Source organism: Pseudomonas sp. ZS1P83 (genome assembly GCF_054897825.1).
In genome coordinates this window covers 4,212,045-4,226,732 of sequence record NZ_CM142706.1, presented here as the reverse complement: position 1 = coordinate 4,226,732, position 14,688 = coordinate 4,212,045, and the positions used below count along the sequence as shown (strand labels likewise).

The following is a 14,688-nucleotide window of genomic DNA, read 5'->3' as shown; positions in this document are numbered from 1 at the left end:
AACGGCGTTTCAGCGGACGGCGCTGACTCCATCCAGTGTCGAGAACGACGTGTCCTTGGCCGTCAGCAAAAAGTCCCGCATGTATGGCGCATCCAGCATGTCGGCCCGAATCCCGGCGTACAGCGTCGCAAACAAACCCTTCTCGCCCAGCCGCTTGGCCTTCACATAACCCCGTGAGCTGTATTCATGCAGCGCCCAATGGGGCATGCCGCACACGCCGCGACCGCTGGCCACCAATTGCATCATCATCACCGTCAGTTCCGACGTGCGGACCTGAGCCGGCTCGATATCGGCCGGTTCGAGGAAGCGGGTGAAAATGTCCAGCCGATCACGTTCCACTGGGTAGGTGATCAGCGTTTCGGTGAGCAAATCTTCCGGAACGATGTAGGCCTTGCTCGCCAAACGGTGCTGGTTGGCCACCGCGAGCATCGCTTCGTAGGTGAACAACGGCACGTAGGTGATCCCGGCCAGTTCCAGCGGATCGGAGGTCACTACCAAATCCAGATCGCCACGGGCCAGCGCAGGCAACGGGGCGAAGGAGAACCCTGAGGCCAGGTCCAGTTCGACTTCCGGCCAGGCATCGCGGAACTGGTCGATGGTCGGCATTAGCCACTGAAAGCAACTGTGACACTCGATCGCCATGTGCAATCGCCCAGCGGTGCCACCGGCCAGCCGTGCGATATCGCGCTCGGCACCCCGCAACAACGGCAGGGTGGCGTCGGCCAGTTGCAGCAGGCGCAAACCGGCGCTGGTGAAGCGCACCGGTTTGGTCTTGCGCACGAACAGCGGCATCCCCAGCCGTTCCTCAAGCTCCTTGAACTGATGGGACAGGGCGGACTGTGTCAGGTGCAGGCGGTCGGCCGCATCCACCAGGCTATCGGCTTCGCGCAAGGCGTGCAGGGTCTTCAGGTGACGGATTTCAAGCACCGGGGGCTCCATGAGGAAAACTTGTGATCAACACGAAAAGGTTGAGTTTGTCTCATGTTGGGTTGGCTGTCGACAATAGGGCCATGTTTTACGACATCTTTGTATTGGGAGAAACTCATCATGGCTCTGGCCCACACACTTGGTTTTCCACGCATCGGCGCGGACCGCGAACTGAAAAAAGCCCTCGAATCCTACTGGAAGGGCGATCTGGAACAGGACGCGCTGAAAAGCGTCGGCCGCCAATTGCGCGCCACCCACTGGCAATTGCAGAAAGACGCCGGCATCGACCTGCTGCCCGTGGGCGACTTCGCCTGGTACGACCAAGTCTTGACCCATTCCTTGACCTTCGGTGTGATCCCCGAGCGTTTCGACAGCGCCAAGGATTCGCGCGGCTTGCCCACCCTCGACACCCTGTTCGCCATGGCCCGTGGCGCCACGGCTGCCTGCTGCGGCGGCGAACACACTCAAGCGCAATACGCCCAGGAACTGACCAAGTGGTTCGACACCAACTACCACTACCTGGTCCCGGAGTTCACCGCTGACCAGCAGTTCAAACTGAGCTGGGAACAACTGTTCGACGAAGTCGACGAAGCCAAGGCCCTGGGTCACAACGTCAAACCGGTGATCATCGGCCCACTGACTTACTTGTGGCTGGGCAAGGCTAAAGGCAACGACTTCGACAAGCTCGATCTACTGGAGCGCCTGCTGCCGATCTATGGCGAAATCCTCGGTCGCCTCGCCGCCCAAGGCGTGGAGTGGGTGCAGATCGATGAACCGATTCTGACCCTCGACCTGCCACAGGCCTGGAAAAACGCCTTCGAACGCGCTTACCACATCCTTCAATACTCGCCGCTGAAAAAACTCGTGGCGACCTACTTCAGTGGTCTGGAAGACAACCTCGGCCTGGCTGTCAGCCTGCCGGTGCAAGGCTTGCACATCGATGCCGTGCGCGCTCCGGATCAACTCGGTCAGGTGCTGGACCGTCTGCCGACTTACAAGATTCTTTCGGTGGGTTTGGTCAACGGCCGCAACGTCTGGCGCTGCGAGCTGGAGCAAGTCCTCGCTCAATTGCAACCGGCCCAGGAACGCTTCGGCGACAACTTGTGGGTCAGCAGTTCCTGCTCGCTGCTGCACAGCCCGGTGGATCTGGATCGCGAAGACAAACTCGACCCTGAGTTGAAAAGCTGGCTGGCGTTTGCGGTGCAGAAGTGCGGTGAAATCGCCGTGCTGCGCGATGCCCTCAACGATCCGCAATCGCCCAAGGTGCAAGCCGCCCTGGCCGAAAGCCGTGCCATTCAGGCCAGTCGCACCGAATCGCCACGTATCCACAACGCTGAGGTGCAGGCGCGCATCAACGCCATCGGCGCAGCGGACAGCCAACGCCATTCGCCGTTTGCCAAACGCATCGAGCAGCAGCGCGCGCGGTTGAAACTGCCGGCATTCCCGACCACGACCATCGGCTCGTTCCCGCAGACCGGTTCGATTCGTCTGGCGCGGCAAGCGTTCAAGCAAGGCAAGCTGTCGGCCAACGACTACACCGACGCCATGCACAGCGAAATCCGTCACGCCGTGCAAGTCCAGGAACGACTGGGGCTGGACGTGTTGGTGCACGGTGAAGCCGAGCGTAACGACATGGTCGAGTACTTCGCCGAGCAACTGGACGGCTACCTGTTCACCCGTTTCGGTTGGGTGCAGAGCTACGGTTCGCGCTGCGTGAAACCGGCGATCATCTACGGCGACCTGAGCCGCCCGACCGCCATGACGGTCGACTGGATCACTTATGCACAGAGCCTGACCGACAAGGTCATGAAGGGCATGCTCACCGGCCCCGTGACCATGCTGATGTGGTCGTTCCCGCGCGAAGACGTCTCGCGCAAAATCCAGGCGCAGCAGTTGGCGCTGGCCCTGCGTGACGAAGTGGTGGACCTGGAAACCGCTGGCATCAAGATCGTGCAGATCGACGAAGCCGCCTTCCGCGAAGGCTTGCCGCTGCGCCGTGCGCAATGGCAGGAATACCTCGACTGGGCGGTAGAAGCCTTCCGCTTGAGCGCATCCGGTGTGCGTGACGAAACGCAGATCCACACCCACATGTGCTACAGCGAATTCAACGACGTGATCCAGTCCATCGCGGCCATGGACGCCGACGTGATCACCATCGAGACCTCGCGTTCAAACATGGAGTTGCTGGAGGCTTTCGAAGCGTTCGACTACCCGAACGACATCGGCCCGGGGGTCTACGACATCCACTCGCCACGGGTGCCGGACACGGCCGAGATGGTCAAGTTGATGAGCAAGGCCGTTAAACGGATTCCCGCCGAGCGGTTGTGGGTCAATCCGGATTGCGGGTTGAAGACTCGAGGCTGGCCTGAGACTGAGGCGGCGTTGGTGAACATGGTGGCGGCGGCAAGGCAGTTGCGTAGTCAGTTGGCCTGATTTGATCTGATCGTTCCCACGCAGAGTGGGAACGATCTTCTGTGCGAATACGACCGTTCAGCACTCTTCATCAAACTGTCACGCAACTGTGGCAGCGCGCTTGAACAAACTTCATCAGACTCGCGCTCTACTGGGGTTCTGCGTTTCGGTGTTTTTCATGCGTGCACGATTTTTATCCACAGCGGTTTTCCTGGCCGCGCTGTTGTTTGGCCTGCCGTCCCTGGCGGCGTCTCGTTGCGATATCAATGTTCCGACCGAGCGGGTCGATCTGGCGCAGGTGAGCCTGGCGTACCAGAGCATTGGCCGTGCGTCCGACCCAGCATTGCTGCTGGTGATGGGCCTGGGCGGTCAGTTGATTCACTGGCCGGATGAGGTGGTGATCGCGCTGTGTCAGCAGGGGTTTCGGGTGATTCGCTATGACAATCGCGATGTCGGCCTGTCGACCTGGCGGCAAGCGCCCATCGACGCCAATCTGACGTTCGAAGTGCTGCGCTACAAACTCGGTTTGCCGGTGTCGGCGCCGTACACCCTGACCGATATGGCTGATGATGCATTTGGATTGATGGATGCGTTGCACGTCGAGCAATTTCACGTATTGGGCGCGAGCATGGGCGGGATGATCGCCCAGCATATGGCGGCGATGGCGCCGCAGCGGGTCGAGAGCCTGACCTTGATCATGACCAGCTCCGGGGCCGAAGGCTTGCCGGCACCGAGTGCGGCGTTGGTGCAGTTGCTCGCGCGCCGTGGTGCGCCGAATCGCGAAGCAGCGCTGGAGCAACAAGCCGATTTGCTGGCGGCGCTGGGCAGCCCGACGGTGAGCGATGATCGGCAGGGGCTGCTGCATCAGGCAGCGCTCTCTTATGACCGTGCGTTCAACCCCGAAGGCGTAAAGCGCCAGATCATGGCGATCCTCGCCGAGCGCAGTCGTGTCGCGCTGCTTAATCAATTGCGGGTACCGACGCTGGTGGTGCATGGCACCGCCGATCCGCTGTTGCCGGTGATGCACGGCGTACACCTGGCGGCGCATATCCGCGGCAGTCAGTTGAAGCTGATTCCGGGGCTGGCGCATCGTTTCCAGGAGGCGTTCAAGGCGCCGCTGCTGGCGGCGGTGTTGCCGTACTTGCAGACCCACCGCGAGGACACCTCGCATTGGGCACAGATTGATCCGGTGGCAACCCCGAACCTTCTCTAATCCACAGGGGTAGTGGAACAGCTGCCACCTCGGCCTCGTCGGGTGTATCGTTCAAACTTTCCGGCGCAATTCAAGCCTGCGAGGTGAATGATGAGTACCCCCCTGAAGATCGATTTCGTCAGCGACGTGTCCTGCCCCTGGTGCGTTGTCGGCCTCTACGGCCTGACCCGAGCGCTGGATTTGCTGGGCGACGAGGTGCAGGCCGAGATCCGTTTCCAGCCGTTCGAACTGAACCCGAAGTTGGGGCCGGAAGGGCAGAACATCACTGAACACATCACCGAAAAGTACGGTTCGACCCCTGAGCAATCGCAGAAGAATCGCGAGATGATCCGCGCGCGTGGCGCCGAGGTCGGGTTTGCCTTTCGCACGGATGGCAACAGCCGCATCTACAACACGTTCGATGCTCATCGCTTGCTGTTCTGGGCGGGGCTCGAAGGGTTGCAGTTCAATTTGAAAGAAGCGCTGTTCAAGGCGTATTTCACTGATGGCGGTAATCCGTCCGACCCTGGTCAGTTGGCGCAGATTGCGCAAAGCGTTGGGCTGGATCGGCAGCGGGCCGAGGCGATTCTGGCGTCGGACGAGTTCGCCAAAGAGGTTCGTGAGGAAGAGCAGTTGTGGCTGTCGCGAGGCGTCAGTTCGGTGCCGACCGTGGTGTTCAACGGGCAATACGCAGTCAGTGGTGGCCAGCCGGTGGAGACCTTTGTCGGGGCGATTCGGCAAATCATGAGCGAATCAAAAGGCGGCACGGTGAACGGCTGAGATCATTCCCACGCTCCGCGTGGGAATGCCTCTAGGGACGCACCGCGTCCAGTGACGCGGAGCGTCACGGGCTGCATTCCCACGCGGAGCGTGGGAACGATCAGCTAGGCGTCAGCCGTGAAGGCGGACCCACACTGAAACCAGAACCGTCGCCGCCATCAACCAAGCCACCGCCGCCACCGCCAACGAAGCCTCCAACCGCATCCGGTCCACCATCACGTACAACGTCGCCAAGTAGATGAAGTAAGGAATAATCGACCACATCCCAAACACGATGGTGGTCTTCAAGTCCTCCACCGAACGTCCCTTGCCGACGATGTAATGAGCAATCAGCGCAAAGGTCGGAAACAGCGGCACCAATCCGGCGATGTAATAGTTTTTGGTCTTGGCCAACGCAGCCAGAATCACCACCACCGCCGCGCCCAGTGCCGCTTTGAGAATCAGGTCCATCAGTGGCTCAGCCCGTACTTCTTCACTTTGTCGAACAGCGTGGTCTTGGCCATGCCCAGTTCCAGACTCGCCTGGGTCAGGTTGCCGCCGCTGCGTTGCAAGGCATCGCTGAGCAGGTTGCGTTCGAAAGCTTCTACCGCTTCGGCGAAGGCCAGGCCCTGATTGCTACCGCTGGCGCCGGACTTCTTGAAGGCCGGCAGGCCGAGGGCAAAGCGCTCAGCGACGTTGCGCAGTTCGCGCACGTTGCCCGGCCAGTCGTGGCTCATGAGATTCGACAGGGTCTGGTTGTCCAGGTCCGGCACCGCGCGGTCGAAGCGCAAGGATGACTGCTGCAGAAAGTGTTCGAACAATTGCAGGATGTCTTCGCGTCGTTCGCGCAGTGGTGGCAGTTCGAGGGTCACCACGTTCAAGCGGTAATACAGGTCGCTGCGAAACTCGCCAGCCTTGCTCGACGCATCCAGGTCGGACTTGGTCGCCGCGATCACCCGGCAATCCACCGCCACGCTCTGGTTCGAGCCAAGACGTTCGAGGGTGCGCTCCTGCAACACCCGCAGCAGTTTGATTTGCAGCGGTAGCGGCATGCTTTCCACTTCGTCGAGGAACAGCGTGCCACCGTCGGCGTGTTCGATCTTGCCGATCCGCCGTTTGCCCGCGCCGGTGAAGGCGTTGGCTTCATGACCGAAGATTTCGCTTTCGAACAGGTTTTCCGGCAGGCCACCGCAGTTCAGCGCGACAAACTGTTTGGAGTGCCGTCGACTGAAGTCATGCAGGCAGCGCGCGACCAACTCCTTACCGGTGCCGGTCTCGCCTTCGATCAGCACGTTGGCTGACGTATCAGCGACGTTGGCGATCAATTCCCGCAGGTTTTGCATGGCGGGTGAGCGGCCGATAATCCGGCCTTCGAGGGAATCCCGTTCCGCCAGTTGCCGACGCAACGAAGAGACTTCCCGCGCGAGGCTGCGTTGCTCCAGCGCACGGCGCGCCACGTCGACCAGACGTTCGGGGGAGAAGGGTTTCTCCATGAAGTCATAGGCGCCTTTTTGCATCGCGCCGACGGCCATGGAGATGTCGCCGTGGCCGGTGATCAGTACCACCGGCAGGCTGCGGTCGCGGGCCTTGAGTCGGGTCAGCAATTCCAGGCCGTCGATGCCCGGCAGGCGGATGTCGCTGATGACGATGCCTGCAAAATTGTCGCCGACCCGCTCCAGCGCTTCTTCGGCGCTGCCGACGCCCACGCAGGGAATGTCTTCCAGGGTCAGTGCCTGTTGGCAGCCGAGCAGCACATGGGGGTCGTCTTCGACGATCAGCACACTAAGGTCGTTGTTCATATTGGCTCGGCGTGAGTGGGGCTTACCAACGGTAAACTGAGGACGAAGGTGGTACCACCGCTGGCCGGGTGTTCGACACCCAGATGACCGCCGGTGGCAGCGGCCAGGCTCGCTGACAGGGTCAGGCCGAGGCCCAGGCCCTGTTCGCCGGGTTTGGTGGTGAAGAACGGTTCGAATAGATGTTTGCGTGCTTCGGCGTCGATGCCGTGGCCGTTGTCGCGTACACGAAGGCGATATTTGCCATCGAACTCTTCGCCTTCGAGCCACAATTCTGGCAGCGGCTGCGCCTGCATGGCGTCGAGCGCATTGCCGATCAGGTTGACCAGAATCTGCTCGAGGCGGGTCTGGTCGATCTGCACTTGGAGATTGGCGAAGTTTCGGTGCAGTTGCAGATGAGCGCTTTCCACGCGACCACCGAGCAGCTGCAAGGCCGCATCCACCGCTTTGCCGAGGCTGGCCTGACCTTTGTCGTCGCCGCGGCGAGCAAACGAACGCAGGCTGGCGGTGATCCGACCCATGCGGTCGATCAGTTCGTTGATGGTCTTGAGGTTGGTGCTGGCAACGTCCAGCTGGCCACGCTCAAGGAAACGCACGGTGTTGCCGGACAACGTCCGCAACGCTGCCAGTGGCTGATTCAATTCGTGGGCGATGCTGGTGGACATTTGGCCGATGGCCGCGAGTTTTCCGGCCTGCACCAGTTCATCCTGGGCACGGCGCAAGGTCTCTTCGGCCTGACGGCGTTCGCGGATCTGACTCTTGAGCCGTTCATTGCTGGCGCGCAGATCGGTGGTGCGTTCGGTAATCCGACGCTCCAGTTGACTGTTGGCTTCCTGCAAGGCTTCCCGGGCGGCGAGGCGCGTGGCGATCACCTTGCGCCGCTCGTTCCAGGCGATCAGCAGGAATGCCACCAGAGCAAACGCCACCGCCACCAGAATCCCTTGATTGATCGCTTCACGCCGCAAATCCTGCAGGGGCGTGAGCAACGTGAAATTCCACGGGGTATCGCTCAAAGGGCGGGTTTGCGACAGGTAGCTGATGTTCTCTTCATCGGACACGAGTTCGCTGTTGGCGGGGAACGTCAGTTTTTCCTCACCTTCGGCTAGTTGTTCCCGGGCCAGCGGCTGCAGTTCGTTCAGTGGAAACCAGTAGTACTGAAGGCTGCGCGCCAGTTTTTCCTTGGTCTCGTCGCTCAATGGCACAACCGATTTCAGCCGTCGTGCCGGATCGCTCGAAAGAATGATGATGCCGTTCTCGTCGCTGACGAAAGCTTCCAGCCGCGCACGCTGCCAGCGTTCTTCCATGGCTTCGAGGCGGACTTTGACCACCGCGACGCCGATGATCTTGCCGTGTTCTTCCAGGCCATGAGCCAGGTAATAACCGGGCTCGCCGTTGGTGCTGCCGATGCCGTAAAAGCGCCCCGGCTGACCGCGCACGGCGTTTTGGAAGTAGGCGCGAAAGGACAAGTCTTCGCCCAGGTAACTGTCGACATCGCGCCAGTTACTGGTGGCCATGACGCGACCGGTGGTGTCCATCACATAGATAGCCCGACTGCGGCTGCGCCGGTTCAGGCCTTCGAGGTATTCATTGACCGTCTGCCGGTGTTCCGGTGACGGGTCGGCCAACAGCTTCGAAACACTGGATTCGAGTTCCAGCAGGCTGGGCAGGTAGGTGTATTTGCTGATCTCGCTCTCGACGGCACGTGCGTGCAATTCGAGTTGACGCTGGCCGTTCTCGCTGAGGCTGCGAATTCCGTAGTGTTCACTGACCCAGTAGCCGATGTAACCCAATCCGATCATCAGGGCGATGACCAGCGGCGGGAGGAACAGATGGCGAATCAGACGGGGTTTCACGGCGAGTGATGGCGGCGCGGCGCGATAGAGAGTGGGGTCGCATTTCATCACAGATGCCTTGGGTCAACCACAACACAAATCTCCATATACCCACGGGCCCCTTGTTGGAGCTGCTGTATGGTGATCCGTAGGAGCCAGGCTTGCCGGCGAAGGCGCTCTTAAGGACGCCTTCGCCGGCAAGCCTGGCTCCTACAAAAGCGGTTCACTCCCACAAGCCCGCTCCCACATTTGGGGCGGTGCTGTTCTTAGTGCTGCAGAATCTTGTTGAGGAAGTGCTGTGTACGCTCGGCGCGGTGGCTGATGTCGCCGAAGAAATCCTCTTTCTTGCAGTCTTCTATGATTTTGCCCTGGTCCATGAAGATCACCCGGTCCGCCACTTTGCGGGCGAAGCCCATTTCGTGGGTCACGCACATCATGGTCATGCCTTCGTGGGCCAGTTGCACCATCACGTCGAGTACTTCGTTGACCATTTCAGGGTCGAGCGCCGAGGTCGGTTCGTCGAACAGCATGACGATCGGGTCCATCGCCAGCGCGCGGGCAATCGCCACACGCTGTTGCTGTCCGCCGGAGAGCTGGCCCGGGTGCTTGTGGGCGTGGGCGGAGAGACCGACACGCTCAAGCAGTTGCAGGCCTTTCTTGGTGGCTTCTTCCTTGCTGCGACCCAACACCTTGATCTGCGCGATGGTCAGGTTTTCGGTGATGGTCAGGTGCGGGAACAGTTCGAAATGCTGGAACACCATGCCGACGCGCGAACGCAGTTTTGGCAGGTCGGTCTTCGGGTCGGCGATGGATGTGCCATCGACCACCACGTCGCCTTTCTGGAAGGGTTCCAGGGCATTAACGCATTTGATCAGGGTGGATTTGCCGGAACCGGACGGCCCGCACACCACAATCACTTCGCCTTTTTTGACCTCGGTGCTGCAGTCAGTCAGTACCTGGAAGTCGCCATACCACTTGTTGACATTCTTGATAGAGATCATACGGCAAACCTTTTTTGCAGACGCTTGACCAGCAGCGAGGCGGCAAAGCTGATTGTGAAGTACGTGAGCCCTGCGAAAATCAGGAACTCATTGGAGCGGCCGATGATGTCGCCACTGGCACGCGAGGCATTGAGGAAGTCCACCAGACCGACCGCGTAGACCAGCGAGGTGTCCTGAAACAAGATAATGCTCTGTTGCAGCAGCAGCGGGGTCATCTTGCGGAACGCTTGCGGCAGGATGATCAAACGCATCATCTGGCCATACGTCATGCCCAAGGCTTGGGCAGCACCCATCTGGCCCTTGGAAATCGACTGCACGCCGGCCCGGACGATTTCGCAGAAGTACGCCGCTTCGAACATCATGAACGCCACGATGCAGGATGCGAACGCGCCGATCGGGGTGTCTTCGCCGGTGATCCAGCGGAGTACGAATGGCACCGCCAGGTAGAACCAGGTGATGACCAGCAGCAGCGGGATCGAGCGGAAGTAATTGACGTAGGCGCCGGCAATGTTCGATAGCCATTTGCTGTGGGACAGGCGCATCAGTGCCAGGATCGTGCCGAGGATGATCCCGCCGGACACGCCCAGCGCCATCAGTTGCAGGGTCATGACCATGCCGTTCCACAGGCCCGGCAGGGACGGGATGATGCCCGAGAAGTCGAATTCCATCATTTACCCCCTACGGAGATCAGGCCCGGTACGGCAACTTTCTTCTCGACCATACGCATCAGCAGCATCAGGCCCATGTTCAGCGTGAAGTAGATCAGGGTCGCCAGGGTGAAGGCTTCGAACAGGTTGGCGGAGAATTCAGCGGTTTGTTTGGTCTGCGCGAGCAACTCCATCAGACCGATCAGCGAGGCCACGGAGGAGTTCTTGAACACGTTCAGGAATTCCGAGGTGAGCGGCGGAATGATGATCCGGTAAGCCTGGGGCAGCAGCACGTTCCAGTAGATTTGCGGCAGTTTGAAGCCCATGGCGCGAGCGGCGGCTTCCTGGCCGAGTGGCAACGCCTGGATGCCGGTACGCACTTGTTCGCAAACGCGCGCAGCGGTGAACAGGCCCAGGCAGACGACGACGCTCAGGTAGGCCGAAGTGGTCGGGTTCAGGTCCTGTTTGTACCAATCCTGCAGGTTCTGCGGCAGCAGATCGGGCACCAGGAAGTACCAGATGAACAGCTGAACCAGCAGCGGCACGTTACGGAAGAGTTCGACGTAGCAGGTCGCGATGCCCGATACGATGCGATTCGGCACGGTGCGCATGACACCCAGAACCGAGCCCAGCAGCAGGGCAATGATCCAGGCCACGACGGCGATGGCGATGGTCCAGCCCAAACCGGAGATGTACCAGTCGAGATACGTCTCGCTACCCACGCCGGTGGACTTGAAGAACACGCCCCAGTCCCAGTTGTAATTCATTAGGGTCTCCCCTCAGATCGTTCGATATACAAATGCCCGCCTGGGGAAGCTCCGTTCCCGCCCGACCAGGTGGCCTGTGTGGTCAGTTCTGTCAGCTCAACTTCGGCCCCGGAAGTCCATTTTCCGCGTTGCTGTTCCTCGCCATAGCGGGCTATGACTCGTCACAGCGCCTTGGATATGAACTTCCGGCACCGAATTTGAGCTAACGAACTGACCGTACAGGCCACTACGGTCAGGCACACACGAGCGGCTCGACAGCCACCGGTTCGAGTGTTTCCAAAAATGCCAGCAGGGAGTGACTATCCCTGAAAGGGCAGTGGCCCTCTCAGGAGATAAGGTTAGTCAGAAATCAGGACTTCTTGTCGTCAGCCGCTTTATCGGTCGGATTGGCGATCAGGGCCTTGAGCTCGTCGCTCATCGGGAACATCAGGTTCAGGTTTTTTGGCGGAATTGGCTGCATGAACCATTTTTCGTAGATCTTGTTGATCTCGCCGGACTTGTAGGTCGCAACGATCGCGTCATCCACAGCCTTCTTGAACGGCGCGTCGCCCTTGCGGACCATGCAGCCGTAGATTTCGTAGGACTGTGCAGTACCGGTTACGGCCCAGTCATCCGGCTTCTTGGCCTTGGCCATTTCACCGGCCAGCAAGGCGTCGTCCATCATGAAAGCAACGGCACGGCCCGATTCCAGCATCTGGAAAGATTCGCCGTGGTCTTTGGCGGAGATCACGTTCATGCCCATCTGCTTGTCGGCGTTCATCGACTTGAGGATGCGCTCGGACGTGGTGCCGGCGGTGGTCACGACGTTCTTGCCTTTCAGGTCGGCGAAGTCTTTGTAGGACGAATCTTTCTTGGCCAGCAGCTTGGTGCCGATTTCGAAGATGCCGACAGAGAAGTCAACTTGCTGCTGACGTTCTACGTTGTTGGTGGTGGAGCCGCACTCGACGTCCACGGTGCCGTTCTGCACCAGCGGGATACGGGTTTGCGAGGTGACCAGGTTGTATTTGACCTGGAGGTTCGGCAGGTCGAGGTCTTTTTTGATGGCTTCAACGATTTTCAGCTGGATGTCGTGGGAGTAGCCAACCGGTTTGCCGGAAGCGTCCGCGATATAGGAAAACGGAATGGAAGCGTCACGATGCCCGAGGGTGATAACGCCGGACTCTTTGATCTTCTTCAGGGTGCCGGTGAGTTCGGCGGCGAAAACTGGCGTGCTGATCAGAGCGGCAGCAATGGCTGCGCCCAGGATATGGGGAACGATGCGCATCAAATTTTCCTCGACATTGTTTTTATATGGAGCCAGTTCATCGGCCCTTCTTGTGCATCGAATGCCTGCCGGCTCCCGAAGGGTTAGCACCGTGGACATTCGTTCAAGAGTGTAGAGCATGACTCGTGCCAGGCTGGGTCAAATAGATCAAGCTATTGATTTTTAAGGGGATTAATTATTAATGGTGCAGATTTTGACGTTGGCAAATCCGGTTAACCGAATCGACTGACAGGTCGCGTTCGGAAAACCGAATGGTGTCTGGGGCTGCTAACGCCCTATCGGCTAGATTAGAGCCAGTGATACCAGAATCAGCTTTCCTGGCTTAGCGGCGTTTCATGCAGGTAGATCCATTGGGCGTTGTGGTGATGGATGGCAATGATCGCCACCGAAACCCGTGAGCTTTCGCGCTGGTTGAGGCGATGGGTTTCCTTGTAGCGGATCGCCACGCTGTCGCCTTCTTGCCAGACCGTCTGTAGGTCGCTGATGGCAATCTCCAGGCCTGGCTTGGCGCCGACCGCCCCCTTGAACATCTGTTCGACCATCGCCCGGCTGACGATGGCGGCTGAAGGGGTGACCATGGTGAAGTGCTCGGCGAATGCCGACATCAGCGGCTTGAGCGCGGCCTGCCCCTTACCGTTTGCGTCGGTGAACAGGGTATGGATCAGCTCGTGCACGTGATGAATGCTGTGGTGCGCCTGTTCAACTATTGTGTTGTGCATGACAGTCCTTTTGAGTGTTCAACTGGCTCAGTTGAAAGAGTGGGAACAGGCCCACCAGCGCGGCGATGGCGAAGGTCACGTGGTAGGCCTGGGTGGTATCGAAATGCTTCAAGAGCAGGTTGAAAACCATCAGGAAGAGGGCAGCGCCGATGCTGAATGACATCTGTCGGTTGATGTTCCAGATGACACTGGCCTTGTGGGTGTCATTGCCCTCAAAGTCCATCAACGACGTGGTTTGTGCTGTGTTGGCACCGATGCCGCCGCCGATTCCCATCAGGCTGTAGGCGATGACAATCACCAGAAGGTCTGAGGGATCGTTCACCAGTAACAGGGTGGCAATGCCGACGCTGTGCAACAACATGCCGAGGGCAAACAGCCGCTTCGCGCCCATCCGGTTATAGACCCGGCCACAGATCAGCATCGCGATGAACGCGCCGATGGCGTACAGGATCATGAACATCCCTGTCAGTCGGGCGCTGAAGTGCAGGGTGTTTTGCAGGAAGAAGATGCTCATCAAATTGACCCCCGTGAACACACCGGGAATCGCGTAATAAATAGAGATGGAGGTGCTGAGTTTTTTGCTTCTGAGCAGGCTCAGTTCAATGATCGGGTTTTTGCAGGTGCGGTAGTGCAGCCCATACAGCACGACGAAAGCAACGCCGGCCATGACGAAGAGGGCGGCCAGCCATGCCGTAGCGTCGCCGCCATACAACGACATGCCCATCAGCAGGCTGCCGAGTGCCGCGCTGACCAACAGCAAGCCCTTGATGTCGGGCCTGGGCAAACTCGTCGGCCGCGCTTCGTTGATCCAGAACCAGGACAGCAATGCCGCGATCAGCGAGAACGGGATGTTGCTGTAGAACACCCAGCGCCAGGAGCTGCTGTCGACGATGATGCCGCCGATGGTCGGTGAAATGGCGGGCGCTATCAGGGCAACGGCCATGACCAATGTGGATATTTTCGCCCGCTGCTCACCCTTGAACAGGTTGAACGTCAGCGCCTGGCCGACTGGAATCAACAGGCCACCGCCAATCCCCTGGATAAAGCGCCAGATCACCAGTTCGTTGAAACTGTTGGCCAGCCCACATATCCACACGGAGCCTGTGAACACGATCATCGAGGCGGTGAGGATTTCCCGACTACCAAAACGACCGGCCAGCCAGGTGCTGACCGGGATGATCAGCGTCAGCCCCAGAATATAAGCATTAGCCACCCAGGCAACGTCTGAAGTACTAACGTGCAACGCCGCCGATATACTCGGTAATGCGACCGCCGACATAAAGATGTTAATGCAGTCTATAAAAAAGCCGATCAGAAATATCAGTGCAACTTTGTAGCGGTAGGTCATGTTGTTTCCCCTTTGCCGCAAAGC

13 protein-coding genes are annotated in these 14,688 nt (G+C 59.4%); 3 read left to right on the top strand and 10 right to left on the bottom strand.

Features of this window, described 5'->3' with window-relative positions; translation table 11 throughout:
* Positions 1–9 precede the first annotated feature (9 nt).
* Complete coding sequence (gene metR / locus ACYZT0_RS20110) at positions 10–927, bottom strand: transcriptional regulator MetR (RefSeq protein WP_131060908.1); 918 nt, start codon at positions 925–927, stop codon at positions 10–12.
* 120 nt (positions 928–1,047) lie between these two features.
* On the opposite strand from metR, the gene metE reads away from it, so the two are divergent.
* The 3 genes from metE (at position 1,048) to ACYZT0_RS20095 (ending at position 5,311) form a co-directional block, all read left to right on the top strand.
* Positions 1,048–3,360: a 5-methyltetrahydropteroyltriglutamate--homocysteine S-methyltransferase gene (gene metE, locus ACYZT0_RS20105; protein ID WP_462042680.1), complete on the top strand. Its 2,313-nt coding sequence runs from the start codon at positions 1,048–1,050 to the stop codon at positions 3,358–3,360.
* A gap of 157 nt (positions 3,361–3,517) precedes the next feature.
* Complete coding sequence (locus tag ACYZT0_RS20100; protein ID WP_462042679.1) at positions 3,518–4,552, top strand: alpha/beta fold hydrolase; 1,035 nt, start codon at positions 3,518–3,520, stop codon at positions 4,550–4,552.
* 90 nt (positions 4,553–4,642) lie between these two features.
* Positions 4,643–5,311, top strand: coding sequence for a DsbA family oxidoreductase (locus ACYZT0_RS20095; protein WP_462042678.1), 669 nt, complete (start codon positions 4,643–4,645; stop codon positions 5,309–5,311).
* Positions 5,312–5,422: 111 nt separating this feature from the next.
* Here the strand turns inward: ACYZT0_RS20095 and ACYZT0_RS20090 are convergent, their stop codons facing one another.
* The 9 genes from ACYZT0_RS20090 to ACYZT0_RS20050 all read right to left on the bottom strand — a co-directional run bounded on the left by ACYZT0_RS20090 (position 5,423) and on the right by ACYZT0_RS20050 (position 14,664).
* Positions 5,423–5,752, bottom strand: a complete 330-nt coding sequence (locus ACYZT0_RS20090; RefSeq protein ID WP_462046610.1) for a GlpM family protein — start codon at positions 5,750–5,752, stop codon at positions 5,423–5,425.
* 8 nt (positions 5,753–5,760) lie between these two features.
* Positions 5,761–7,089, bottom strand: coding sequence for a two-component response regulator AauR (gene aauR / locus ACYZT0_RS20085; protein ID WP_462042677.1), 1,329 nt, complete (start codon positions 7,087–7,089; stop codon positions 5,761–5,763).
* Entirely contained in the window at positions 7,086–8,987 is a 1,902-nt protein-coding gene (aauS, locus tag ACYZT0_RS20080) for a two-component sensor histidine kinase AauS (protein WP_462042676.1), read from the bottom strand. Before aauS ends, aauR begins: the two co-directional genes overlap by 4 nt.
* 197 nt (positions 8,988–9,184) lie before the next feature.
* Entirely contained in the window at positions 9,185–9,919 is a 735-nt protein-coding gene (locus ACYZT0_RS20075) for an amino acid ABC transporter ATP-binding protein (RefSeq protein ID WP_461968990.1), read from the bottom strand.
* Complete coding sequence (locus tag ACYZT0_RS20070; protein WP_282481933.1) at positions 9,916–10,587, bottom strand: amino acid ABC transporter permease; 672 nt, start codon at positions 10,585–10,587, stop codon at positions 9,916–9,918. Before ACYZT0_RS20070 ends, ACYZT0_RS20075 begins: the two co-directional genes overlap by 4 nt.
* Positions 10,587–11,333: an amino acid ABC transporter permease gene (locus tag ACYZT0_RS20065; protein WP_462042675.1), complete on the bottom strand. Its 747-nt coding sequence runs from the start codon at positions 11,331–11,333 to the stop codon at positions 10,587–10,589. Before ACYZT0_RS20065 ends, ACYZT0_RS20070 begins: the two co-directional genes overlap by 1 nt.
* 349 nt (positions 11,334–11,682) lie before the next feature.
* A complete protein-coding gene (locus ACYZT0_RS20060) occupies positions 11,683–12,597 on the bottom strand; it encodes a glutamate/aspartate ABC transporter substrate-binding protein (protein ID WP_462042674.1) in 915 nt (304 codons plus the stop codon).
* A gap of 308 nt (positions 12,598–12,905) precedes the next feature.
* Complete coding sequence (locus tag ACYZT0_RS20055; protein ID WP_462042673.1) at positions 12,906–13,316, bottom strand: DUF4440 domain-containing protein; 411 nt, start codon at positions 13,314–13,316, stop codon at positions 12,906–12,908.
* Positions 13,297–14,664, bottom strand: a complete 1,368-nt coding sequence (locus ACYZT0_RS20050; protein WP_462042672.1) for an MFS transporter — start codon at positions 14,662–14,664, stop codon at positions 13,297–13,299. Before ACYZT0_RS20050 ends, ACYZT0_RS20055 begins: the two co-directional genes overlap by 20 nt.
* Between the last annotated feature and the right edge of the window lie 24 nt (positions 14,665–14,688).

Coding starts and splice junctions, on each gene's coding strand:
- ACYZT0_RS20050 (WP_462042672.1), bottom strand. CDS start 14,664: ATGACCTACCGCTACAAAGTTGCACTGATATTTCTGATCGGCTTTTTT.
- ACYZT0_RS20075 (WP_461968990.1), bottom strand. CDS start 9,919: ATGATCTCTATCAAGAATGTCAACAAGTGGTATGGCGACTTCCAGGTA.
- metE (WP_462042680.1), top strand. CDS start 1,048: ATGGCTCTGGCCCACACACTTGGTTTTCCACGCATCGGCGCGGACCGC.
- ACYZT0_RS20060 (WP_462042674.1), bottom strand. CDS start 12,597: ATGCGCATCGTTCCCCATATCCTGGGCGCAGCCATTGCTGCCGCTCTG.
- ACYZT0_RS20055 (WP_462042673.1), bottom strand. CDS start 13,316: ATGCACAACACAATAGTTGAACAGGCGCACCACAGCATTCATCACGTG.
- ACYZT0_RS20070 (WP_282481933.1), bottom strand. CDS start 10,587: ATGGAATTCGACTTCTCGGGCATCATCCCGTCCCTGCCGGGCCTGTGG.
- ACYZT0_RS20100 (WP_462042679.1), top strand. CDS start 3,518: ATGCGTGCACGATTTTTATCCACAGCGGTTTTCCTGGCCGCGCTGTTG.
- aauS (WP_462042676.1), bottom strand. CDS start 8,987: ATGAAATGCGACCCCACTCTCTATCGCGCCGCGCCGCCATCACTCGCC.
- ACYZT0_RS20095 (WP_462042678.1), top strand. CDS start 4,643: ATGAGTACCCCCCTGAAGATCGATTTCGTCAGCGACGTGTCCTGCCCC.
- ACYZT0_RS20065 (WP_462042675.1), bottom strand. CDS start 11,333: ATGAATTACAACTGGGACTGGGGCGTGTTCTTCAAGTCCACCGGCGTG.
- aauR (WP_462042677.1), bottom strand. CDS start 7,089: ATGAACAACGACCTTAGTGTGCTGATCGTCGAAGACGACCCCCATGTG.